This window comes from Dyella sp. 2HG41-7, assembly GCF_021390675.1.
In the GTDB taxonomy this organism is placed as follows: Bacteria; Pseudomonadota; Gammaproteobacteria; order Xanthomonadales; family Rhodanobacteraceae; genus Dyella_B.
Window position 1 is genome coordinate 54970 of the sequence record NZ_JAJEJV010000004.1, and the last position, 22928, is coordinate 77897.

A 22928-nucleotide genomic window follows, 5' to 3' on the forward strand; every position below is an offset into this window, starting at 1 on the left:
TTGGTTATGAAGATTCGGCGGCACGTTTGGCCTGCCTTGCCCTATCATCGAATCGCTCGCTGGCATGCGAGCAGGTGTGTGTCCTTGAGGGGGATAGGACGAGGAGGCTGAAGATACGAATGCGCTGGAATGGCCGGAGAGGGATGTGGCGGATCGGTTGGCCGCGCATCGTGAAGCATGCCGAGTTTTCGGCATCGCTGCTTCGCTGCGCCGTCGTCCAAGCATTCCCGTTGAGCCTCGGGCTTTACGGAGCGAGCGCCGTCTTCGCATCACCTTGCGCCTTTGCCGATGAACCGGCGGCCATCACACGCACGTATGCGATCGGCGCCGGCAATTTACGCAATGCGTTGGATATCTTCGCCGCGCAACGCGATATCCAGATCGTTTACGCACCTGAATTGGTCGCAGGAAAAACCACGCTCGGCGTGTCCGGGCAATTTACGCCCGCCGATGCGTTGCAACGGTTGCTGGTCGGGACGGGGCTGACGTGGAAAGCGATCGATGCATCCACGTTTGTGCTGGCGCGTACGACCGATCTTCCCGCGCTGCCGTCGAAGTCGACGTCTATCGTTATCGACGAAAAACCCAGGGCGCTTAGTGGCGTTACCGTCAGCGGTTCATTGATCGGCAACGCGGATATTCAGACCGCAACACCGACCTACACGATTACCGCCGCCGATATCCGCGCGCGCGGCTTCGACAATCTCGCCGACGTCTTGCGCAACTCCGTGCTTGCCACCGGATCGGTGCAAGGACCGCAAGCAGCCGGCTCCTTCACGCAAGGCGCGCAAACCGTCAGCCTGTTCGGATTGAGCCCGCAATTCACCTTGATTCTGCTGGATGGAAAGCCCATCGCCGATTTCGGGCGGCTGTACAACGGCACCATCAATTTCACCAGCATTTCCAATTTCCCCATCGCCATCGTCGACCATATCGATGTGATGCCGGGCGGCGCGTCATCGATCTACGGTTCGCAGGCCATCGGTGGCGTGATCAATATCGTGACCAAGTCGCACTGGCATGGCAGCGAAATGACCGTGCAAGCCGGCGGTTATTCCGACGGCGGCGGCGCAAATCAACGCATCAGCGGTGTGTACGGAAACGATTTTGGAAAATGGAATGTGCTCGGTGCGCTGGAGTTCGACAACGCGTCGCCGATCTGGCTTTATCAGCGGCCATCAGCGGCGAATGTCGCTCCGAATCCAATCGGATCGCAACCGAACACGCAAGCGGCCATCGTCGATTTTGGCGATGCCGCCAACTTCACCGGCAATCCGCAGGGCTATCTTTCGCCACCGAACGGCTGCGCGACGCAACTGTTCGGCGGCAGCACGATGCTGGTACCGAGCAAGATGCCCAATCCGCCTGGCAATTATTGCGGTTCGAACAATCTGAATGGCTATACGACGTATAGCAATCAACTGCGCAATCTGGACGGCATGTTGAAGCTTGCGTATCAGCTCAACGATCACATGGCCCTTTACAGCGACACGATGCTGAACTGGCAACAGCAACGTTGGTTTCCCGGTGTGTCGGCATGGTTTCCCGACGACTTGCCCGAAGGCGGCGTGGAGGACGCCAGCACCGGTCATTTTCTTTATCTGCAAAAATATTTCGCGCCCGAAGAAATGCCCGGCGGCGCCGCGGGCCAGATGTATCGGCAAAACGATCTGCTTTATCAGTTCGACCTCGGCGCCAAAGGACTATGGGGCGATTCGGGTTGGAACTGGGATATCTATTACCTGCGCAGCGGTGATCACACCGAAGTCGTCGAACCGCTTTCCATTGCGGCGGAGGTGGATGCGTTCTTCGAAAGAAATATTCTTGGACCGGTGCTCGGCGTCGACCCTCGCTCCGGCCTCAATCTGTATCACCCGAATTACAACGCATTCTTTCAAGCACTCACGCCTGCGCAATACGCCAGCTTTACCCAAGGCGTGGGGGAATCCAGCCGCACATGGATCAACGACACGCGCGCCACCGTCAGCAATGCTTCGTTATTTACCCTTCCCGGCGGCGATGCGGGGTTCGCCGTGTTGGTCGAGAGCGGCAACGAAGCGTGGTATGAGCCAGTCAATCCGCTGTTTACGCAAGACCGCGTGTTCGAACATGCAGCGACGGGCGGCGGCGGACAACGCTCGCACGCCGCCTCGGCGTTCGAATTGAATTTGCCGTTATTGAAGCCGTTGACGATCGATCTGTCGGGACGCTACGACTACTACGCGCTCGCGCGCGGCAGCGACAATCGAAAGTTCACTTACAAGGCCGGCGTCGAATATCGCCCGGTCAGCACATTGCTGATTCGCGGCAACTACACCACGTCGTTCAAGGCGCCGGATCTTTCCTCCATATACCTTGGCCCGACCGACTACTACACCACCGTCACCGATTACTACTTATGCGCTTTGGCGCACAGCAATCCCTGCGGCAACGCGTATCTCTACGGCGTTCGCGGCACGACGCTGGCGAATCCGATCTTGCAGCCCACGTCCGCGCAAAGCTGGACGTTTGGTACCGTTTGGTCTCCGACGGACGATCTGAATTTCAGCGTCGACTATTTGCATATAGCGATTCAAAACGAAGTGGTGCAACAGGATCTGGATTTACTCATGCGTACGGACGCGCAATGTCTGCTCGATCCAAACAACGCCAACACGCCCGGTTGCCGATCCGCGATCGCTCAGGTACAGCGAGCGGGCTCATCCGGACCGATAACCGGCATCACGACGTACTACGCCAATCTCGCCAACGAAGTGACGGAATCCATCATGGGCACGGCGCGCTACCGCTTTGCGTTGTCCCACTTCGGCATGTTGAACGTGCAGCTCGACTACAACAACATGCTCAAGCACGATTATCAGATCGCACCCGGCGAGGCGCCCATCAACAGCCTTACCAATTCGCAGTACAGCACGGAATTCAAGAGCGTCATCGGCGGAAGCGTTACATGGACCAGCCCAGACGGGCACTGGACCAGCACGCTCTACGGGCATCGTTACGGCCCATCGCCCAATTACCTCGCCACCAACAACGGCATTGGCACGCCAGGCGCCGGTCATGTCTCGCCGTGGATCACATTCAACGGCAGTGCGAGCTATCGCCCTAACCGCAATCTGACGCTGTCCCTGCTCATCAACAACATCGCCAATAAAATGCCCCCGCGCGATGCGAGCTTTGTCGTGTACCCGTATTTCAACAACGAGAACTACAACATTTACGGACGTGAAATCGTTCTGCAAGCGAACTTGCAGTTGAATCGCGCCGGGCAGTAATCGACACGGCACGTCACATGCGTCCGTTTGTACTGCCGTGCGGACGTGAAATCCCGTAAGACTGCTGACAGCTCGACGATCGGAACGGGCAACTTTCACTTACGTGAAAGTTACTAACGGCCGATTCCGAAGCCCTATGTCTCATTTTTGCAGCACCAACAGCACCTTGGCGCGCCCTGAAAGCATTTGGCACGGCCCGTGCAGGGTCCTTATCCGCCAGGGACAGACGCCAGACGATAGCGACATCGGCGGTACGCGTTTCGGCAACAACCTTTCGCCCCTTTTGTTCGGTGGCGCGATGAGTCATCGCTACATCTTCGAATGAGTGAATCGCCATGCTGCTTTACATCTACCGCCGCCATTTTGCTGTTTGTGGCCTGCTGCTTATGCTGTTTCTTTATGCGCTGCTATTGAGCGGGCGTGGAATGGAGGCGCCGCGTTTCGCTTTGGACAAGACCCTGGATCGCATTGCGCGAACCAATGGTAACGGCTTGCGCAGCGTCAGCGACGTGCTCTCCGGACGCAAATATGCGTTATTGACCTTTGACGACGGCCCCTACGGGTATGGCTTGGACGAGCAGATCATGCAGACGCTACGCAAGCACCACGCGCATGCGGTATTCTTTCTCGTTTGCAGTCACATCAACGACGCAAATGAGCACGTGTTGGGTGAAATCGAAAGCGAAGGCAACTTGATCGGGAACCACAGCTACAACCATCAGGTTATGTCAAAGCTTTCAAAACCCGAAATCACGCGTCAAATCGAAGATTGCAACGAACGCATTGCACAAGTAACGGGCAAGCGCCCCTACTACTTCCGAGCTCCATTCGGAGCGACATCGCCTCTGGTAGCCGACGTGGTTCGATCATTCGGCATGAAACAGATGTCGTGGAATGCAAACAGCGGTGACGCCTGGTTACAGCAACCTTCTCAAATCCGCGACTTTAGCCTGTCGGAAGTGGAAGACCAGTCCATCCTTTTGCTTCATGAACGACCGCGTACAGCAGCGGTGCTCGATGAGCTGCTGACCAAGCTGGAAGAGCGCGGCTATCAGTTCGAACTGCCGGACCAGCAATTCGAAAACACCGCGATCGATTAACGCGGCACTCGCAAAGACGATTCCCGAAGCGCAGCGTCGTGCTGCACTTCGTCGTGCGCCGCAACCTCTTCCGTGTCCTGAGGACTATGGTGCGGCCCGTGCATGGCGCCGGGCGGCGTCGCGATATCTGCAGCACCATCTTTGTTGATGCTTGCATTCGTTTGGGATGTGGCGCTCATGCGAAAGTCCTTGGGCAACGCGCCTATTTCCGCATGCGCCTAACCTTCGTGCAAGCGCCAAGCCTCGGAAACGAAGGCGCCCTGACCGACCGCAACGGCTAATTCGGCCGCACCGCCTGCGTCAGAGCCGTCGCAAATTGGCTCAACGAGCACGGGTATCCCGGTACGGATGTGCTGCAGCCAGGAATGAAGATAGGCGCGGTCAACGGCGCATGCGCCACGTCCAGAACGGCGCTGGCGCGCATTTGCTGCATGCTTTGGCTGACGTAGTAGGCGCTGACTTCGTAGCGGTTTCCGTCGCGATGATAGCGAAGCTCGAATACCAGAGCGCCGCCGACTGATGTCGGATCCGCCGGTTGTTCCGGTAACAACCAATGCAACTTGAGCAAACCGGCCAGCGTTTCGATATTCGTGTCGTGACCGATCAGGAACACGATTTTTGTATGGACACCGCCAACGGCATTGGCGTTCTGCATCGAATCCGCCGCTTGCTGAAGCGTGGCAAGCACGCGTATTGCAAGCAACGACGCGTAAGCCCGCGCAGCGACCGGCGTGTGCAGTGTCGTATCTGTATAGATCGAATGCAGCGCAAGCAACTGCCCGAGCTGCGTCGGCGCTACTCGGCCCCATGCCACGCTCGACATCGGCATGCCCTCGACGTATTCCAGATAGAAGTCTTCGGCCAACGTACTGGCGCTTCGCAACGGCGACTTGATCGTGAGCAGTTCGTCGCCCTCTCCCGGCTCGACGGACGCAGGTTGATCCATTAGCCATTTTTTTCCCGGTGTTTTGCCTGCACTGCATTGACCAGGCGCGCAGTCCATCAGCACGCCTTGCATCTGTTCGATCAAACCCGCATTGGCCGTCGTCATACGCGTGACATCGCCGCCGATGCGGCCGAGCAACGCCGCCTGCGCCTGAGTGCGGATGGCGTCGCTGACACCGGAAACATCATGCGCGAACAAAGCATCCGCGCCCTTTCTGGGTGCGGCGCTTATGGTTACCGCGCACTGAGGATCGAACCCATCCATCAGTCCGCGCGCGGATTCCATGGTGCGTTGTTCATCGTCGGCTACGACATCGAGCGAAGATGCCATGCATCCGGTGGCCGGCAGCAGTCCGGCTTGCGCGTAATGGGTGCGATACCAGCGACCCATGATCGTCATAAGTTGCTTGCCGCGTGGCGTGAGATAGCCCGGTGGTACCGGCCAAACAGGCCACGCATCGCGCGAATACACATTAAGGCGTGCCGGCTCCGAGGTGGGTGAACGCACGCCGTGTCGGCTCAACACGATCACCAAACGCAATTCGCCTTGCGATGACGCCGCTTCAGCGTGCAAAACGAACGCAGGCAACCATGCCAGCATCAACATGCTACAGAGCCTGCCGACGCGAAAGCGATTCTTCATGTGCGGCTTCCTCGGAATCGAAACTATCAGGGCGCGCTGACGACCAGCACACCGAAGCCGCCTTGCGCCACATCGGGCGCGGCAAGATAAACGCGATGCGTACGCTCATCGACAGCCAGCGTGCGCGCGCCCTTGGCAGTGACGAGTTGCGCAACCGGCGAGTAGTGGTTCGCATCATCCTGATGAAAGATCGACAAAGTGCCGTCCGCATTGGAACTGAATACCGTGCCGGTGGTGGAATCGTAGCCGGCGGCGTCCGGGTCGTCGCCGATCTTGAGTACGGCGACCTGATGGCCATCGCGCGCGTCGGTCACCACCATGTGCTGATTTGCGCAAGCGGAAAACAGACGCTGGTGTTGCACATCGATCGCCAAGCCTGTCGGACCTTCGCATGGCGAAAGTGTCCAATTGGCGATGACCTTGCCTGCGCGCGCATCGATTTCGGCCAGATGCGAGGTATCTTCGAGATTGACGTAAATATGTCCGTTATCGTCGGTGACGGCGAACTCCGGACGGCCCGGCAGAGTCACCGTGCCGACCTCCTTGTTTTGAGCGGGATCGACGAGGCTGATCGTCGAGCTGTGACCGTTAAAGGCCCATAGCTTCGCGCTCGCGACGTCATACAACATGGCGTCCGGATCTTTGCCGCTCAGCGCAATCGCTGGCTGCGACGTCAATGTCGTCACGTCAAACGGCATGATGCTGTCGCTGTGCCCGTTGCTGACGAAACCGCGCGATTGATCAGGCAGCAAGACGATACGATGCGCGCCGACGGCGCCGTGCACTTCGCCAGCCAACTTGCCCGAGGCCGTATCCATCACCATCACCCGGTCGCCGCGCGCGATATACAGCCGCTGTCCCTTCGCATCGAGCGTGAGGTAGTCCCATTTCCCGGTGCCGCCCAGAGCGTGGCGCTCGATCACCGCGTAGTTGGTGGTTGCAGCGACCGCGCCCAGCACAGCGATACTCGATACGAAAAACATCAGAACAGGAAAACGCTTCATGGTTACGTTCCTTCGGAAAATGGGAGGCGTCATCGCCCAGTCGGTGGCGATGTGAGCGAGAGATGGCGTTTCGCGATCGCGGTGCGCGCATCACAAATGGATGCGCACACCCGCGGTAAAGGTCTGATCGTAAAATTCTCGCTGGATCGGACGCCCGTTGTTGGACGTTTCCGTAAAGCGAAGCTTGGTGTTGGTCAGGTTTTTCGCGCCGAAATACACCGAAAAGGTATCGTTGAACGCATAGTTCGCGCCGAAGTCGAGCGACGTGCGCGCCGATGAATACTGATCGGCATAGATGCTCGATGGCGTACCGTCCGCATTGGTATACAGCGGGCCGCCGAGCGCGAATATGTTCTTGCTCTCGTAATACGCGCCAAGATCCAACCGCAGACCCCTGTATTCGTACGTAAACCCTACATTGGCGGTATCGCGCGACGTCGACGGCAACATCGAATACACGCCAGGGTGGATCTGAATGCGCGAATCGACGTAGGTGAAATTGGTATTGATGCCCAGGCCGCTTAACGCGCCTGGCAACCAGCGGAAGCGATCGACATAAGCCAGCTGCAATCCGCGCGCGAACGCCGAGGAAATATTTTCATAGCTGCTGAACGTCACCAGCGTACCCGGCGCAAACACATCCAGAATGCCGACGGGATTGTTGATCGTCTGAATCGACGCCAACGGCACGATGTAGTTGGTCAGCTCCTTGTCGAAGAAGCCCGCGTACGCAAGGCCGCCTTCGGGCAGGTAATACTCGAAAGACGCATCGATATTGTCGCTATAGGTCGGCTTGAGCGAAGGGTTGCCTTGCGACACCACGTCGTTGACATCGTCCACCTGCGTCGACGGCGTCACCTGTTGGAAGCCTGGACGCGCAATGGTCTTGGAATACACCACGCGGCCGATCATGTCGGGTTGAAAACTGTACTTCACTTGGAACGACGGAAATACGTTGCCGTAATTTCGCTGGATGATATTGGGTGAGAAACTGACCAAGTTGCCGTTACTGGTCACGATATTCAGGCCTTCGTAGCGCGCACGCGTCGCTTCGTAACGTACGCCGCCGAGAATGCTCAGCTTGTCGACCGGTTGGAATTGATATTCGGCGTACCCGGCAAAGATGTTTTCGCGATCGCGCCCATACGACTGCAAGTCGGCCAGGTAATCATTCGCCGTATTTTCTACGAAGGCGCTGGGATTGTTGTTGAACAAACCGATGATCTGCTCTGGATTGATCAACGGACCGATGTCGTAATGATTGTCGTAATAGGTGATCGGACCACCCTGCACAAGATCGGATAGCGCATATGCGGGCGGGTTGTAGTCGAAGTTGTCCTGCGAATTATGGCGGCTGCGCAGTCGAGCGTTCACGCCGAATTTGAGGAACTCGTCCGTGCTGGTGGAAAACCAATGCGCGGGCACCGTGACGTTGTCGCCGAGATTGTATTCCTGATCGTGATCGTGCTCGGTGCCATTGCTGAAGTCGCTCAACGTATAACCGCTCGGGTTGGCGGGATTCTGACCCTGTACGATGCTGTAGCTTGGATAGTTGGGTCGCGTGATGTTGTCGTACGCCACGATCGCTTGGCCGGAGCCGTCGGGATTGCCGGGATTCGGGCTGCCATTGACGAAGTTGGAGTTGTAGTTGTACGGCATGTTGTACGAACCGATCGACATCGCCAGGTGATAATCGGTGCGCCAGCTGTGGAAATCGTTCTGGCCGCCGATCATCGCCACGCGCGAATCGATCATTTCCTTTTCGTGCTGATTCGCGCGCTGATACGTGGCGTCATCGATCAGACCGTTGGGATTGTTCGGATCGGCCACCGGCGCGCCGGCGAAATTGAAGATCAGATTGTCGCGACTCTTGCGCTCGGTATAGCCGGCGTCGAAGTAGCGCGCAAACCACTTGTTGTCGTCGTCCGGCTGAAAATCGAACTCCACGCCGTAACCATGACGCGTGCGATGGTAGTTGTAGTAACGCTGATCCAGCGCTGCGAACGCCTTATCCGGCACACCTGCGCCTTGTTGATCGACATAACCCGCTTCGACGTCGTCGATGGCTCGGTGGTCTTCGTAATAGTTGACGGTACCGAGCACCGTGAACGGTTTGTAGTTCGCGTTGGGGCCGAAGCGCAGGCCGCCAGTCATCTCGTAGTTGCGGATTGGCGTGTCGCGCAAATTTTCCAAACCTGTGCCTAGTTGCAGATCGATAAACTGATCCTTGTCCTTGGGCATTTGCTTGGAAGTGATTTCGATGGTGCCGCCCAACGCCTCGGCATCCTGATCCGGCATATTGGTGTTGGTGACGGTGAGCGATCCGACCAAACCGGCGGGAATCGAATCGAAGGCTACCGCGCGACCGCCGCCTGCCGGTGTGGCAACGTTGCTGGGCATCATGCGCACACCGTCGAAGGTGGTGCTGTTGAGATCGGCGTCGAGGCCGCGAATATTGACGAACCGGCCTTCGCCCGTATCGCTTTCCAACGACACGCCTGGCAAGCGACGCACCGCTTCGCCGGCGTTGACGTCCGGCAGACGTTCAATCGCCGCCGCCGGTTGCACGAAAATCATATTCGGCGCTTGCTGTTGTTGCGCGCGAGCCAATTCGTCGGAGGTCGCAGCGGCCAACACGTCCACTTCGCCTAGCGTGGTCACATCGCCCATGACGACGTTCTCGACCGCGGGCATGTTTTCCTGCACGGTGATTCTCCGCTCCAACGCGCGCTGCCCGGGCGCCTTGATAACCAGCGTGTAGCTGCCCGCCGGCACATTGTCGAGGCTGAAGTCGCCATTGGCGTTGGTGGTGGTGACGCGTTGCGCTTCGCGCAATTCGATTCGCGCACCGGTGACCGGCGCGTGGGTATTCACCACCTCCACGTGACCATTGACCCCACTGGGGGACGCCAACACGACGGTTGGAATCGCCAACACCACCAAGCCCAGAGCCATACGGCATGCGCGTGCAAGAGACATCTGTTTTTCCTCGCTGTTCACGTTGCGCGTGCGAGGCCTCACCCAGACCTCGCACGGAAGTCATCAACGTAGGCGTACGGGATGACAGCGAGAATGCAGCCACTATACGAATCCGTAAGCTTCAGGCTGCGCGGGCGACAATGTATGCGTTATGTGAAACGCATCTCGACCGCCAAACCCGGTTGCCGATCCAACAGATTCAACGGAATGCGGTGAAGATCGGCGATTGCCGCCACCAGGGCCAGACCAAGGCCGCTGCCCGGCGATGTGCGGCTGCTGTCCAAACGCACGAAGCGATGGAACACGCGCGTGCGCGCGACGGCGGGAATGCCAGGGCCAGTGTCTTCGATACAACCGACGATGCCCTGCATGGTATGCATCAGCGATACCGTAATGCGCGTTCCTGCGGGCGTGTGATGAATCGCGTTTTCGATCAGATTCGCCAGCATTTGCGTCAGCAGAGCGCGATCGCCTTTGAACGCGAGCCCGGGCTGCACGTTGGCGTCGACGCTGCGACCGGCGTCTTCGGCCACGGGACGATAAACCTCCGCGATCGAAACGAACAGATCGGACAGATCCATCGGCGTAAAGCCAGCTTGGCGCTCGCGGGCTTGAATTCGAGAAATGCGCAATAGTGCGCCAAAGGTAGCCAATACCTGATCCACTTCGGCGATGCATCGCTCGATCGTCAGACGTTGCCTGTCCGGTTCATGGTGTTCGTCGTACGCCGATTCCAGTCTCTGGCGCAGTCGTGTGAGTGGCGTGCGCAAATCGTGCGCGATGTCGTTGGAAACTTGCCGCATATTTTCCATCAACGTGTGCATACGCTCAAGCATGCGATTGAGCCGTCCGGCCAGCTGCACAAACTCCTCGCTGCCGCGCTTCAAGCGCAACGGTCCGAATTCTTCGCCAGTAACAATGCGCTCCGCGCGCGCACTCAGGCTGTCGACGGATTTCACGAACACATGCCCGGCGATGCCACCCGACAACAACGCAAATAGCATGGCGGTTCCGACGCTGACGAAGAAATAGCGAGATAGATTTTCGTCGAGCTCGCCGATATCGCGGTTGTCGCGACCCACCGTCAGCCAATGCCCACCATCCAACGGCGTCACCAGCAGATCTACGTCCGTGGCGTGGTGCGCGTGAATGCCGATCGTGTCGTGAATCGGCACGCGCTGCCAACCGGCGACGGTTGGAAGAAACGAGAGATTGCCGGCCACACGCTCCCCGTGCGCATCGCTCAACAAATAGTAGTCGGCGCCCTCCTGCTTAACCGACAAGCGCTGTCGGATCTGCGGTTCAAGCATGCCATCGCGCGCGGCCTCGCGCAGACTTGCTGTTTCCACTTGCACCGCTGTGCGCAATTGATCGTCCACATAGGTGTGAATTTCACGCCACACCAGGCCGAACAAGCCGGCCACCACGCAAGCGAACAACATGGCCTGCAACACCGCCATGCGAAACGTTGCCGTACGGATGAAGTTAGTCGGGCGCACGCAAGCAATACCCCGTACCACGGACCGTGTGCAGCAGCGGCACGGCGTAGCCACGATCCACCTTCGCGCGCAGCCGGCTGATATGCGTCTCGACCACGCTGGTTTGTGGATCGAAATGAAACTCCCACACATGTTCCAGCAGCATGGAGCGCGTCACCACTTTGCCGGCCTGCTTCATCAAGTATTCCAGCAAGCGGAATTCGCGCGGTTGTAATTCGATTGGTTGGTGCCCACGGCTTACTTCGCGTGTGCGCATGTCCAGTTGCAAATCCGCCACGTTTAGCCGCATGTTCGCTTCGAGCGCCGGAGCGCGGCGCGCCAACGCGCCGACACGCGCCTTCAGTTCGCTAAGCGCGAACGGCTTGCCAAGATAATCGTCCGCGCCGGCGTCCAGACCTTCCACGCGCGATTCGCACTCGCCAAGCGCCGACAACATCAGCACCGGCATCTGCTTGCCTTCCGCACGCAGGTGACGCACCAGCGACACGCCATCGATATGCGGCAGCATGCGGTCGACGACCAGCAGATCGTAATCGCCGGTGTGCGCCAGTCGCCAACCGGCCGAGCCGTCGTGTGCGCAATCGACGGATTGCGTCGTGCCCGAAAGGCTGGATTTCAGGTATGCGGCCGTTTCGACGTCGTCTTCCACCACCAGGATGCGCATAGGCCCTCCCGCCGTTGCAACGCGGTCGGCACCGTTGCCATACGGTGCCGGCGACCCGGTTTGGGTAGCGCATCGTCGAGTTTGGCGCGCTAAAGACGGCAATTTGATGACAGTGCTTCGGTCGGGACGTCCATCCCGGCCGAAGAACCGTCAGGCATTACTTCTGCGCAAGCTGATCGACCGACCAACCACCGCCCAATGCGCGGATCAGCTGCACGCTGGCGCGCAAACGTTGCGTGTCGAGTTGCAGCAGACCGCGCTGCTCTTGCAACGCCACGGTTTGCGCCTGCACCACATCCAGATAGCTGACCGCGCCGTGCTTGTATTGCGTCATCGACAAATCGAGGGCGTGTTGAGCTGCGTCGGCTGCGTCTTTCTGATCCGAACGCGCGTTGCCGAGGTGATCGAGCAAGGCGAGATTGTCCTGCACTTGCTGGAACGCGCTGAGCACCACGCCACGATAGGTCGCGCCGGCTTCATCGGTTTTTGCTTTTGCCGCGTCGATGGTCGCCTTGCGATAGCCGCCGTCGAACAGGTCGTACGCAAGCGCGGGTCCGAGCGCCCAGATGCGATTCGGCGCGGTGAGCAGATTCGCCCAGCCCGTGCTTTGGAATCCCGCTTGCGCGTTGAGCGTCAACGATGGGAACCACGCCGCGCGCGCGACACCGATGCCGGCATTTGCCGCAGCGACACGACGCTCCGCGGCGGCGACATCTGGACGACGTTGCAGCAGCGTCGACGGCACGTCCAATGGAATCACTGGCACCGCAATCGATTCGCTCTGCACCGGCAAGTTGAAGTTGGCGGCGTTCTCACCGACCAGCACGGCGATTGCATCTTGGATCAACACGCGTTGCGCGACCGTTTGCGACCATTGCGAACGCGCGTCGGAAAGCTGCGTCTGCGCGCGCGATACGTCGAGGCCGGACACGATGCCGCCAGCATGCAAAGTCTGCGTAAGTTTCAACGCCTTTTCGTAGGCCTGCATCGTTTGCTGCAACAGAGCGATCTGTTGATCGAGGCCGCGCAGCTGCATGTAGTTGTCCGCAAGCTGAGCCTGCAGGCTCAGTTGCGCTGACGCCAGATCGGCCGCGGCAGCCAGCGCATTGTCACGCCCGGCTTCCACCGAATTGCGCACACGGCCCCACAGATCGACCTCATAGCTGGCCTGCGCACCGACGGTGTAACTGTTGTAATCCGACGGCGCGGCCGGATTGCGCAATGGCGGCGCGTGCTTGGATTGCCGCTGACGCTGCGCGTCGGCGCCAAGGCCGATCTGCGGAAACAATTCCGAATGCGCTTGCGCACTGAACGCCTGGGCCTGCTGGTAGTGCGCGAGCGCTGCGGCGAGATCGGCGTTGTTGGCAAGCAACTTGGTCTGCAACGCATCCAGTTCGGCATCGTCATAACGATGCCACCAGTTTTCGCGCATTTCTTGATCGGACGGCTGCGCCGATACCCAAGGGCCCATGTCCTGATATGTCGCCGCTTTGGGCGTAGCCGGCGGTTGATAATGCGGCGCCAGCGAGCAACCGCTCACCAACGCGGCGGCGATAACGAAAGCTAACAGCGACTCACGCTTTTTCATGCGACTTGGCCGTGGCGTCTTCGGTTGCGATCTTCACGGCGTCGCCGTCCTTGATGCCGTCGGGCGGGCTATCGATCACGCGATCGCCTGCGCTCAGGCCGGAGCCGATTTCGACCGTTTTGCCGTAGTCGTAAAGAATGCTGACTTTCTTGAACGCGACTTTGTCGCCTTCGCCAAGCGTGGCGACGCGCAAACCGGCGTTGTCGAAAATCAACGAACTTGCCGGCACGCGTAGCGCGGTGTCGTCGACCGGGAGATCGAAACGCACGTGCGCGAAGGCGCCGGGCATCAAGGTGCCGTTGGCATTGTCGACTTGCAATTGCACAAGTGTCGTGCCGGATGTTGCATTCACCGCATTCGACGTGGCGACGACTTTCGCGTGGAACGTGCGTCCCGGATATTCGGGCACAACGAGCGCGGCGTCGCTGCCTGGGCGGATGGACGGACCATAACGCTGCGGCACTTGCACGTATACACGCAACTTATGGATATCCGACACCACGAACAGTTGCGGCCCCGTGCCGCCACCGGCATTGATCAACGCGCCGACATCGGTGTCGCGTGCCGTGACTACGCCGTCAAACGGCGCAACGATGCGTGCGAAAGCCTTCGCGGCCTGCAAGCGATCGACGTTAGCCTGCGCCGCTTTCATCTGTGCGACTTTGGCAGCGTAATCGGCGGTGCGCTGATCGACATCCTGTTGCGCAACCGAATCGCTGCTCAACATGGCTTGCCAACGTTTGGCCGTTACGCCCGCGAGATCGGCATTGGCTTTGGCGCTGGCGAGATCCGCGCGCGCTTGCTCAAGCTGCTGGTCGAGTTCCGGCGTGGAAATTTCGCCGAGCAGTTCGCCCGACTTTACCGGCGTGCCGATATCCGTTTTCCACTCTTTCAGATAACCGCTGACTTGCGCGTAGATCGGCGCGCGCGTGTACGCCTCCAGCTGACCGGGCAGATCCAGCACGGGACCCGATTTGCCAGGCGCCGGCATGATCACGGTGACCGTGGGAACGGCCTGTTGCTGCGTCCACGTTTTAAGGCTGTTCGCTTGCGTGGCGCGCGTCACCAAACCGATCACCACGATGGCGATCAGGACCGTGCCGGTGACGATGCCGGTCAAACGCAAACCGCGCTTGGACGGCTTTTCGCTGGAGTGAATCATGGCTTCAGACGACATAGCTTGGTTCTCCGGATGCGTCTTCCTTTTTCGCGGCATGGCTATGACGCGCGTGGATGATGCTGAACACGACAGGCACAAACAGCAGCGTGGCGCAGGTGGCGAAGATCAGGCCGCCGATCACCGCGCGACCCAGCGGTGCGTTTTGTTCGCCGCCTTCGCCGAGTCCCAGCGCCATTGGCGCCATGCCGATGATCATGGCCAGCGCGGTCATGCACACAGGGCGGAAGCGCGTAAAGCCCGCTTCAAGCGCCGCGACGGTGGCATTGCCGTGTTCGGCTAGACGTTCGCGGCAGAAGCTCACCACCAGAATCGAGTTGGCGGTAGCGACGCCCATGCACATGATCGCGCCCGTCAACGCAGGCACCGACAACGGTGTGTGCGTGGCGAAAAGAATCCACACGATACCGGCCAACGCGGCGGGGAGCGCGGTGATGATCACGAACGGATCACTCCACGACTGGAAGTTCACCACGATCAACAGATAGATCAGCACCACCGCGCCGAGCAGGCCGAATATCAGGCCGGTGAAGGCGCTGTTCATGGTTTGCACCTGCCCGAGCAAAACGACGTGCGCGCCCTTGGGCTGCTGTTTCGCGGTGCCGTCGATCACTTTTTGCACGTCGGCGGCGACGGCGCCGAGATCGCGATCTTGCGTCGCCGCGTAGATCTGCACCACCGATTGAATATCGTATTGATCGATCACGGCATTGGTATTGGTGCGTTTCAGCGTCACCAATCCACCGAGCACTTGCGCATTGCCGTTGGCGCCGTTGATCGGCAGATTGCGCAATTGCGCGAGGCTGTCCAATGCGTACTGCGGCGTCTGCATCACGATCGGGTACGACACGCCGTTGGTCGGATTCAACCAGAACGTCGGCGCGACCTGACTCGAGCCGGCAAGATTCACCACCAGACTGTTGGTGACATCGCGCTCGGTGATGCCGAGCAACTGCGCCTGCGTGCGATCCACATTCACGTCGAAGCCGGGATTGGCCTGCGACTCTTGAATACGCGCATCGACAATGCCGGGAATACGCTTGATCTGTCCAAGCAACGAGTTCGCGTAGGCGAAATTGGCGGCTAGATTGGGACCGCGAATTTGCAGATCGATCGGCGCGGGCGCGCCGAAGTTCAGAATCTGACTCACGATATCCGCAGGCGGAAACGAGAACGTCGCGCTGGGATACAAGCGCGGCAGAATTTCGCGCAGCTTGCGCACGTATTCCGCTGTCGGACGATGTCCTTCGTTTAAAGCGATCTGGATATCGCCATCCTGTTCGCCGACCAGACCGGTGTTGTTGTACGTGGTGTTGATGCCGCTGCCGGACACGCCGATGTTGTCCACCACCGTACCCAATTCGTCCGGTGGAACCACCGTACGGATGGTGTTCTCGATTTGATTGAACAAGTTGGCCGTGTCTTCCACGCGGGTGCCGACTTGCGCGCGCACGTGCATCAAGATCTGGCCCCCATCCACATCCGGAAAGAAGTTGCGACCCAGAAACGGCACCAGCAGGAACGACACCAGCACGAAGGCGAGAAAGCCCATTACGAACGGCCGGCGATGTTCAAGCGCTAGTTCAAGCACGCCGTGGTACACGCTGCGAATGCGTTCGAAACGCGCTTCGAACGCGCGCTGGAAGCGAACGAGCGGATTGCGCGACGGCGACGGCGCGACATGCGCGCCCTGTTCGCCCACATGCGGCGCATGCGGCTTGAGCAGAAATTTCGCCATCGTCGGCACCAGCGTGCGCGAGAGGATGAAAGAGCACACCATCGCGAACATCACCGCTTCGGCCATCGGCACGAATAGGAAGCGCGCGACGCCGTCGAGGAAGAACATCGGCACGAACACGATGCAGATACACAGCAGCGACACGAATGCTGGGGTCACGATCTGGCGTGCGCCGTCCAGGATCGACGTCTCCACATCCTTGCCGTGCTCAAGATGCCAGTTGATGTTCTCGATGGTGACGGTGGCGTCGTCCACTAGAATACCCACCGCCAGCGCGAGGCCACCGAGCGTCATGATGTTGAGCGTTTCGCCAAATGCGGAAAGCAACGCAATCGCACCGAGAATTGCCAACGGAATCGACACGGCGATAATCACGGTGGAACGCCAGCTACCCAAGAACAGCAGGATCATCAAACTGGTGAGGGCCGCGGCGATCACGCCTTCGCGCGCCACACCGGTGATGGCCGCACGCACAAAGATCGACTGATCGCCGATGGGTGCAACCTTCAGATTATCCGGCAACAAGCCTTTGCTATCGGCCAAGCGCTGCTTGATGCCCGCGACGATCGCGAGCGTTGAGGCCGAACCGTTCTTGAGAATCGTAAGCAGCACCGAACGATTGCCATCCACGTGCACGATATTGGTCTGCGGCGGCGAGCCGTCGCGCACGTGGGCCACATCGCGGATATAGATCGTGGTGCCGTTCACTTGCTTGATCGGCAGATTGCCGAGCTCATTGATGTCGGACGGCGAGTTGTTGAGGTTCAACGTGTATTCGAACGAGCCGATCTTCTGCGTGCCGACCGGCACGATCAGATTTTGCGCAGCGAGCGCATTGGCGACATCTTGTGCGGAAAGGCCGCGCGCCTGTAGCGCGGCCGAATCGACGTCGATCTGCACCTGACGCGTCTTGCCGCCATACGGATATGGAATGGCCGCGCCGGGCACCGATACGAGCTGCGGACGCAGAATGTTCTGGCCGAGATCGCCCAGGTTCTGCTCGCTCAATCCTTTGCCCGATAGCGCGAGCTGAAGAATCGGCACGGTCGACGCGTTGTAGTTGAGAATCAGCGGCGGCGTGACGCCCGGCGGCAGCTGTTTGAGCAGCGTCTGCGAGACTGCCGTCACCTGCGCGTTGGCGGTCGCGATATTCACGTTCGGCTGGAAGAAGATCTTGATGATTCCATAACCAGCAATCGACTTGGCTTCGATGTGCTCGACATCGTTGACCGTAGTGGTGAGCACGCGCTCGAACGGCGAGGCGATGCGACCGGCCATCTGATCCGGAGGCAGCCCGGTGTACTGCCACACCACGGCGATCACGGGAATCTTGATATCGGGAAAAATATCCGTAGGCGTGCGCAGCGCGGCCAGCGGCCCGACGATCAGAATCAGCAACGCAAGAACGACGAAGGTATAAGGCCGCTCCAGCGCAAGCCGTACAATCCTCACCATGTGGATGTGCTCCAGGATTGGGGAGGCGGAGCGTCCCTTTCACGCTGCGTCACGATGCGAAGCGGCGTATCGGGGTCGACGGCGGTCGCAGTAGGCGATCGCGCGCTCCGCGTAATACATAGTTGCGGGTATCACAATGGGCGGAGGCCTCGGGGAAAGGCCCTCGCCATCTGTAATATGTGAAGGTTAGTTGTACGAGTTGCTAAGATCGATACAGCACGGCGAATGGCTCAATACGCATGACGAATGATTATCTGGAGCTTCGGCATCTGAAGTATTTCGTCACGGTGGCCGACGAATTGCATTTCGGCCGCGCCGCCGAACGATTAGGCATTTCGCAGCCGCCGCTCAGCCAGCAGATTCATGCGCTGGAGCAGCGCCTGGGCGCGAAACTTTTCGAGCGCAAAGGTCGCGGCATCGCGCTGAGCAGTGCAGGCAGCGCGTTATTGCCGCGTGCACGCACCTTGCTCACGCAAGCCGAGCGCGCGGCCGAATCGGTGGCGCGGTCGCAGCGCGGCGAGCTGGGCGAATTGCATCTGGGCTTGATGTCGTCCGGCCCGTTCACCGTGGTGGTACCGCGCGTGTTGGCGCGCTTTCGCGAGCGCCTGCCCGATGTGCGCCTGGTGATCCACGAAATGGCGACCTCGCATCAGATCGATGCGTTGGAACAAGGGCTGATCGATGTCGGCGTAATCCGTCCCGACACGTTGCCCGCGAGCATCAAGGCCATCGAGCTCTTCAAAGATTCGCTCACGGTCGTCATGCACTCCAGCAATCCGCTCGCGGCCAAAGAAGGGCCGATCGATATCAGCGAGCTCGCCAACGAAGATTTTATTTTTTATCAGCGCAGCCTCGGCGTGCGCCTGTACGACGAAGTGATCGCGCTCTGCACGCGCGCCGGATTCAATCCGCGCATTCTTTACGAGGTGCGCGAACTGCCGACGATTATCGGCCTTATATCCGGGGGCTTCGGCGTGGCGGTGTTGCCGGGTTCGGTGCAGCGGATGATCGTGGAGAACGTGGTCTATCGGCCCGTGGCGCATATGGAAGCCGCGACGGCAGTCTGGGCGATCTATCGCGACGACGCCAACGACCCCATGGTCCATGCATTTTTAGACATAGCGCAGTGTTTAGCGTCCAAGACATTGGCGAAGGGACAGGCGTAGCATGCCGCCAAGCAGGGGTCGCCCTACTTGAGGTGACGGCGCCTGCCTCCATAGAAGCGGTCGATCCAACCTAGGACAACCAAAGGTTCTGACGTATCTGGCGCAAGTGTTTGCTTACGCCAAACTGTCGTTTTTGATTTATGTACGCCTGGGCAACGCTGCGTTGCACGAAATAGCCTAAATCTGGGTAGTCGTAAGCCTTAATCATTTGTAAACTATTGAGTACATAAACACCATAACCTACCCCACAGGTAACCGAATGCGAATGCACCCCCTCACACGCGGCTTGGCCACCGTGCTGATGTTCGCTTTACCGGCTCTTCCCGCCATGGCGGCGCGCTTCGAATTGCAAGGCGGCGTCAGCTACATGGACAGCTACAGCGCGCCTGCCGCGTTCGGCGAAGTGATCTTCGACGAACACCAGTTCGGCAGCAGCAATTTCAGCTGGTCGCCCGATATCACTGCCGGCTGGATCGGCGGGCGCAGTCTCCGGCGCTACGACAACAGCCGCTACACCACCCGTGACGATATCGGCCTGGTGAGCGCAGGCATCCGCGTGCACTACGGTCCGGCGAATGCGTGGTATCGACGGCTCTTTGTCAGCGAGCAGCCGACCGTGCACACCGGCAAAACCGAAGCGCTGAGCAGCGCGTATGAATTCAGCACCACCTTTGGTTATCAGGGCGATCATTGGAGCGTCGGCGTTCGCCATATCTCCAACGGCGGCATTCACGAGCCCAACCGCGGCGAGACGATGGCGCTGGTCGGCATCGCGTTCTGATCCAACGTTTTCGTTTTGCGCATACAACAACGGCCCCAATCGGGGCCGTTGTCATTTTCGGATTCTACGTCGAGGCCGTCAGTGCCCGCCGCCGCCTGCCCCGGCTTTCGCGGCGAACGGCGGCTTGGCCATCCAAATCACCACGATCAGCGACAGGAAGATCCAACCCAGCGCATAGAAGATCTCGTTGAAGGAGATCTGCAGTCCCTGCAGCGTGATCGATTGATTGAGCGCCGCCATCACACCCTGCGAATCGCCGACCTGCCCTATCGCCTGCTGTACGTCCTGGTTGTACGGCGTGATCTGCTCAGTGAGCTGCGAATGATGCAACACGCCGCGACGCTGCCAAAGGAACGTCGTAAGCGATGCGGAAAAGCTGGCGCCCACGGTACGCAGGAAGGTCGCCACGCCGCCGCCCGCGGCAATTTCGTGCGGCTGCAGATCCGACAGCAAGATCGTCGTCACCGGCATAAAGAAGAACGCAACGCCCAGACCTTGCAGCAACTGCACGAGTGCAACGTGTTCGAAGTCGATACCGATATAGAAGTTTGAGCGCAAGAAGCAGGTCGCGCCCATGATCACGAAGGCGCCACTGGTGAGCAAACGCAAATCGAAGCGCGTGGCGTACTTGCCCACGATAAAGGTGAGCAATACCGGCAACACGCCCAACGGGGCAGTGGCGAAACCCGCCCATGTCGCCGTGTAACCGAGGTTGATCTGCAACCACTGCGGCACCAGCAAACCGATGGCGAAGAATGCGGCGTACGCCAGCACCAACGCGATCGTACCCATGCGGAAGTTGCGGTGACGGAACAACTTCAAGTCGACGATCGGTTCCTTGTCGGTCAACTCCCAGATCAGGAAGATCGCAATCGCAATCGCCGAAATAAGGGCGGTGATAATGATAAAAGTGGAATTGAACCAGTCTTCGTCGTTGCCTTTGTCCAGCACCACCTGCAACGCGCCGACACCAACCACCAACGTGATCAAGCCGACATAGTCGATCTTCGGCCGATGCGTGACCACTTCTCGCAAGCGCAGCTGATTGGCGACCACCATGCTGGCGAAAATACCGATCGGCACGTTGATAAAGAAAATCCATGGCCACGAATAGTTGTCGGTAATCCAGCCGCCAAGAATCGGGCCGGCAATCGGCGCCACCACCGTCACCATCGCGAGCAAGGCCAGCGCCATAGGTCGTTTATTGGGCGGATAGATCGACAGCAGCAGCGCCTGCGTGATCGGATACATCGGGCCCGCCACCGCACCTTGAAGCGTGCGGAATAAAATCAGCATGCCCATGCTCTGCGCGATACCGCACAACAGCGACGCGACGGAGAACAGCAACGTCGCCGAAACGAACAGCTTCACCTCGCCATAGCGGCGCGTAAGGAAGCCGGTGAGCGGCAAGGCGATCGCGTTACTGACCGCAAACGAGGTAATCACCCACGTACTTTGATCCGAGCTCACGCCCAAATTACCGGCGATGGTCGGCAACGACACGTTGGCGATGGTGGTGTCCAGCACCTGCATAAACGTGGCCAGCGACAAACCGATCGTCGCAAGTACCAGGTTGGGTGGACGGAAATGCGTATTCATGAATATCGCTCGTTGAGCTGGGAAAAGGAAAACAGGGAATGGAGAAACGAATCCGTCGCGCGATGCGTCACGGTTTGCGCTGCCCTATTCCCGATTCCTCGCCTCACTTGCCCATATTGGCGTGAATGATCTGCTCGATCTGCTCGTTCGCCGCAACAAGCTGGTTCTGGTACACGTCGGTGCTGAAGAGCGGCACCGTGCGCGGCGTTTGCGACAGCGTCGGGCCGTTCTGGTCGTGCAGGTTCACGCTGGTATCCAACGACATGCCGATGCGCAACGGATGCTGATCGAGCTGCGACGGATCGGTGAACACCACGCGCACCGGAATGCGCTGCACGATCTTGATCCAGTTGCCCGTCGCGTTCTGCGCCGGCAACAACGAGAACGCGCTGCCCGTGCCCACGCCCAGGCTCTGTACCTTGCCCTTGTACTTCACCGAGCCGCCGTAGACGTCGGAAGTGATTTCCACCGATTGGCCGATGCGCATCTGGGTAAGCTGCGTTTCCTTAAAGTTGGCATCCACCCACACTTCGTGCAGCGGCACCACCGCCATCAACGCGGCGCCCGGCTGTACGCGCTGACCCACCTGCACGGTGCGCTTGGCGACATAACCCGTCACCGGTGCGACCATCACGGTTCGCACGTCGTCCAGATACGCGGCGCGATACGCGGCGGCAGCGGCTTTGACGTCCGGATGCGAGGCGACCACCGTGTCGTCGACCAACACTTGGTTGGTTTGCAATTGCTGTTGGGACGTCGCCAACGCGCTCTGCGCGGAAGTGAGCGCGTCGCGCGCATGCGCCAACTCTTCGTTGGAGATCGCACCGCTCTTGGCGAGATCGCGACGACGGTTGAAGTCGGCCTGCGCCTTCTGCAGCGCCACCTTTTCCACCGCAACCTGCGCTTGTGCGCCTTGCACGGTGCTGTACAAACCGCGCACGCGGCGCACGGTGTTGGCGAGATTCGCGCTGGCGCGCTGCAGTTCCACATCGGCGTCGGATTTATCCAGACGCACCAGCACATCGCCCTGCTTCACCAGGTCGCCGTCGTCGGCGCCGATGCTGACGACCGTGCCGGCGATACGCGGCGTGATCTGCACGATGTTGCCGTTGACGTAGGCATCGTCGGTGCCTTCGTACCAACGGCCCACGATGAAATACCAAATCGCCCAGCCAATGGCGGCGAGTACAAGCAAGCCCATCAGCACGCGCAACAGGATGCCGCGCCGATTGTTGGCGGGCGGCGCCTGCACGACAGCGGTGTCGGCGGTATTGGGGTTCGGACTGGACATGATGTCTGCCTCGGTAACGCTAGATGA

16 protein-coding genes are annotated in these 22928 nt (G+C 59.4%); 5 read left to right on the forward strand and 11 right to left on the reverse strand.

Translation table 11 applies throughout. The annotated features are described in order from the left end of the window. Positions 1–143: 143 nt before the first annotated feature. From L0U79_RS01725 to L0U79_RS01735, 3 genes are all read left to right on the forward strand, one after another. Positions 144–3272: a TonB-dependent receptor gene (locus L0U79_RS01725; RefSeq protein ID WP_233840166.1), complete on the forward strand. Its 3129-nt coding sequence runs from the start codon at positions 144–146 to the stop codon at positions 3270–3272. Between the two features lie 136 nt (positions 3273–3408). Next, positions 3409–3597, forward strand: a complete 189-nt coding sequence (locus L0U79_RS01730) for a hypothetical protein (RefSeq protein WP_233840167.1) — start codon at positions 3409–3411, stop codon at positions 3595–3597. A gap of 10 nt (positions 3598–3607) precedes the next feature. After that, complete coding sequence (locus tag L0U79_RS01735; protein ID WP_233840168.1) at positions 3608–4372, forward strand: polysaccharide deacetylase family protein; 765 nt, start codon at positions 3608–3610, stop codon at positions 4370–4372. On the opposite strand, the gene L0U79_RS01740 is transcribed toward L0U79_RS01735, so the two are convergent. The 9 genes from L0U79_RS01740 to L0U79_RS01780 all read right to left on the reverse strand — a co-directional run bounded on the left by L0U79_RS01740 (position 4369) and on the right by L0U79_RS01780 (position 18064). Beyond that, positions 4369–4551, reverse strand: a complete 183-nt coding sequence (locus L0U79_RS01740) for a hypothetical protein (protein ID WP_233840169.1) — start codon at positions 4549–4551, stop codon at positions 4369–4371. The two genes, L0U79_RS01735 and L0U79_RS01740, sit on opposite strands and share 4 nt — an antisense overlap. A 98-nt stretch (positions 4552–4649) precedes the next feature. Further along, positions 4650–5960 (reverse strand): histidine-type phosphatase, encoded by a 1311-nt coding sequence (locus L0U79_RS01745; protein ID WP_233840170.1) that lies wholly within the window; start codon positions 5958–5960, stop codon positions 4650–4652. A gap of 26 nt (positions 5961–5986) precedes the next feature. Beyond that, positions 5987–6964, reverse strand: coding sequence for a YncE family protein (locus L0U79_RS01750; RefSeq protein ID WP_233840171.1), 978 nt, complete (start codon positions 6962–6964; stop codon positions 5987–5989). 90 nt (positions 6965–7054) lie between these two features. Beyond that, a complete protein-coding gene (locus tag L0U79_RS01755; protein WP_233840172.1) occupies positions 7055–9943 on the reverse strand; it encodes a TonB-dependent receptor in 2889 nt (962 codons plus the stop codon). Between the two features lie 149 nt (positions 9944–10092). Then, positions 10093–11403 carry a HAMP domain-containing sensor histidine kinase gene (locus tag L0U79_RS01760; protein ID WP_233840173.1) on the reverse strand — a complete coding sequence of 437 codons (1311 nt, stop codon included), beginning with the start codon at positions 11401–11403 and terminating at the stop codon, positions 10093–10095. Between the two features lie 25 nt (positions 11404–11428). Then, a complete protein-coding gene (locus L0U79_RS01765; RefSeq protein WP_233840174.1) occupies positions 11429–12106 on the reverse strand; it encodes a response regulator transcription factor in 678 nt (225 codons plus the stop codon). Between the two features lie 157 nt (positions 12107–12263). After that, on the reverse strand, positions 12264–13694 hold the full coding sequence (locus tag L0U79_RS01770) for an efflux transporter outer membrane subunit (protein WP_233840175.1): 1431 nt from the start codon (positions 13692–13694) through the stop codon (positions 12264–12266). Beyond that, positions 13681–14871, reverse strand: a complete 1191-nt coding sequence (locus L0U79_RS01775; protein ID WP_233840176.1) for an efflux RND transporter periplasmic adaptor subunit — start codon at positions 14869–14871, stop codon at positions 13681–13683. The genes L0U79_RS01770 and L0U79_RS01775 overlap by 14 nt, the downstream gene beginning before the upstream one ends. Continuing rightward, a complete protein-coding gene (locus L0U79_RS01780) occupies positions 14861–18064 on the reverse strand; it encodes an efflux RND transporter permease subunit (RefSeq protein ID WP_233840177.1) in 3204 nt (1067 codons plus the stop codon). Before L0U79_RS01780 ends, L0U79_RS01775 begins: the two co-directional genes overlap by 11 nt. Before the next feature lie 239 nt (positions 18065–18303). On the opposite strand from L0U79_RS01780, the gene L0U79_RS01785 reads away from it, so the two are divergent. Together L0U79_RS01785 and L0U79_RS01790 are read left to right on the forward strand one after the other, a co-directional pair. Beyond that, positions 18304–19230 (forward strand): LysR substrate-binding domain-containing protein, encoded by a 927-nt coding sequence (locus L0U79_RS01785; RefSeq protein ID WP_233840178.1) that lies wholly within the window; start codon positions 18304–18306, stop codon positions 19228–19230. 265 nt (positions 19231–19495) lie between these two features. Continuing rightward, the gene (locus L0U79_RS01790; RefSeq protein WP_233840179.1) at positions 19496–20011 is read left to right on the forward strand and encodes an acyloxyacyl hydrolase; all 516 of its coding nucleotides are present in this window, start codon (positions 19496–19498) and stop codon (positions 20009–20011) included. Between the two features lie 78 nt (positions 20012–20089). Here L0U79_RS01790 and L0U79_RS01795 read toward each other — a convergent pair whose 3' ends face one another. Together L0U79_RS01795 and L0U79_RS01800 are read right to left on the reverse strand one after the other, a co-directional pair. Continuing rightward, positions 20090–21610: a DHA2 family efflux MFS transporter permease subunit gene (locus L0U79_RS01795; RefSeq protein WP_233840180.1), complete on the reverse strand. Its 1521-nt coding sequence runs from the start codon at positions 21608–21610 to the stop codon at positions 20090–20092. 103 nt (positions 21611–21713) lie between these two features. Further along, entirely contained in the window at positions 21714–22901 is a 1188-nt protein-coding gene (locus L0U79_RS01800; RefSeq protein ID WP_233840181.1) for an efflux RND transporter periplasmic adaptor subunit, read from the reverse strand. Between the last annotated feature and the right edge of the window lie 27 nt (positions 22902–22928).

Coding starts and splice junctions, on each gene's coding strand:
- L0U79_RS01795 (WP_233840180.1), bottom strand. CDS start 21,610: ATGAATACGCATTTCCGTCCACCCAACCTGGTACTTGCGACGATCGGT.
- L0U79_RS01780 (WP_233840177.1), bottom strand. CDS start 18,064: ATGGTGAGGATTGTACGGCTTGCGCTGGAGCGGCCTTATACCTTCGTC.
- L0U79_RS01730 (WP_233840167.1), top strand. CDS start 3,409: ATGTCTCATTTTTGCAGCACCAACAGCACCTTGGCGCGCCCTGAAAGC.
- L0U79_RS01760 (WP_233840173.1), bottom strand. CDS start 11,403: ATGGCGGTGTTGCAGGCCATGTTGTTCGCTTGCGTGGTGGCCGGCTTG.
- L0U79_RS01725 (WP_233840166.1), top strand. CDS start 144: ATGTGGCGGATCGGTTGGCCGCGCATCGTGAAGCATGCCGAGTTTTCG.
- L0U79_RS01775 (WP_233840176.1), bottom strand. CDS start 14,871: ATGTCGTCTGAAGCCATGATTCACTCCAGCGAAAAGCCGTCCAAGCGC.
- L0U79_RS01740 (WP_233840169.1), bottom strand. CDS start 4,551: ATGAGCGCCACATCCCAAACGAATGCAAGCATCAACAAAGATGGTGCT.
- L0U79_RS01785 (WP_233840178.1), top strand. CDS start 18,304: ATGACGAATGATTATCTGGAGCTTCGGCATCTGAAGTATTTCGTCACG.
- L0U79_RS01750 (WP_233840171.1), bottom strand. CDS start 6,964: ATGAAGCGTTTTCCTGTTCTGATGTTTTTCGTATCGAGTATCGCTGTG.
- L0U79_RS01735 (WP_233840168.1), top strand. CDS start 3,608: ATGCTGCTTTACATCTACCGCCGCCATTTTGCTGTTTGTGGCCTGCTG.
- L0U79_RS01800 (WP_233840181.1), bottom strand. CDS start 22,901: ATGTCCAGTCCGAACCCCAATACCGCCGACACCGCTGTCGTGCAGGCG.
- L0U79_RS01790 (WP_233840179.1), top strand. CDS start 19,496: ATGCACCCCCTCACACGCGGCTTGGCCACCGTGCTGATGTTCGCTTTA.
- L0U79_RS01770 (WP_233840175.1), bottom strand. CDS start 13,694: ATGAAAAAGCGTGAGTCGCTGTTAGCTTTCGTTATCGCCGCCGCGTTG.
- L0U79_RS01765 (WP_233840174.1), bottom strand. CDS start 12,106: ATGCGCATCCTGGTGGTGGAAGACGACGTCGAAACGGCCGCATACCTG.
- L0U79_RS01745 (WP_233840170.1), bottom strand. CDS start 5,960: ATGAAGAATCGCTTTCGCGTCGGCAGGCTCTGTAGCATGTTGATGCTG.
- L0U79_RS01755 (WP_233840172.1), bottom strand. CDS start 9,943: ATGTCTCTTGCACGCGCATGCCGTATGGCTCTGGGCTTGGTGGTGTTG.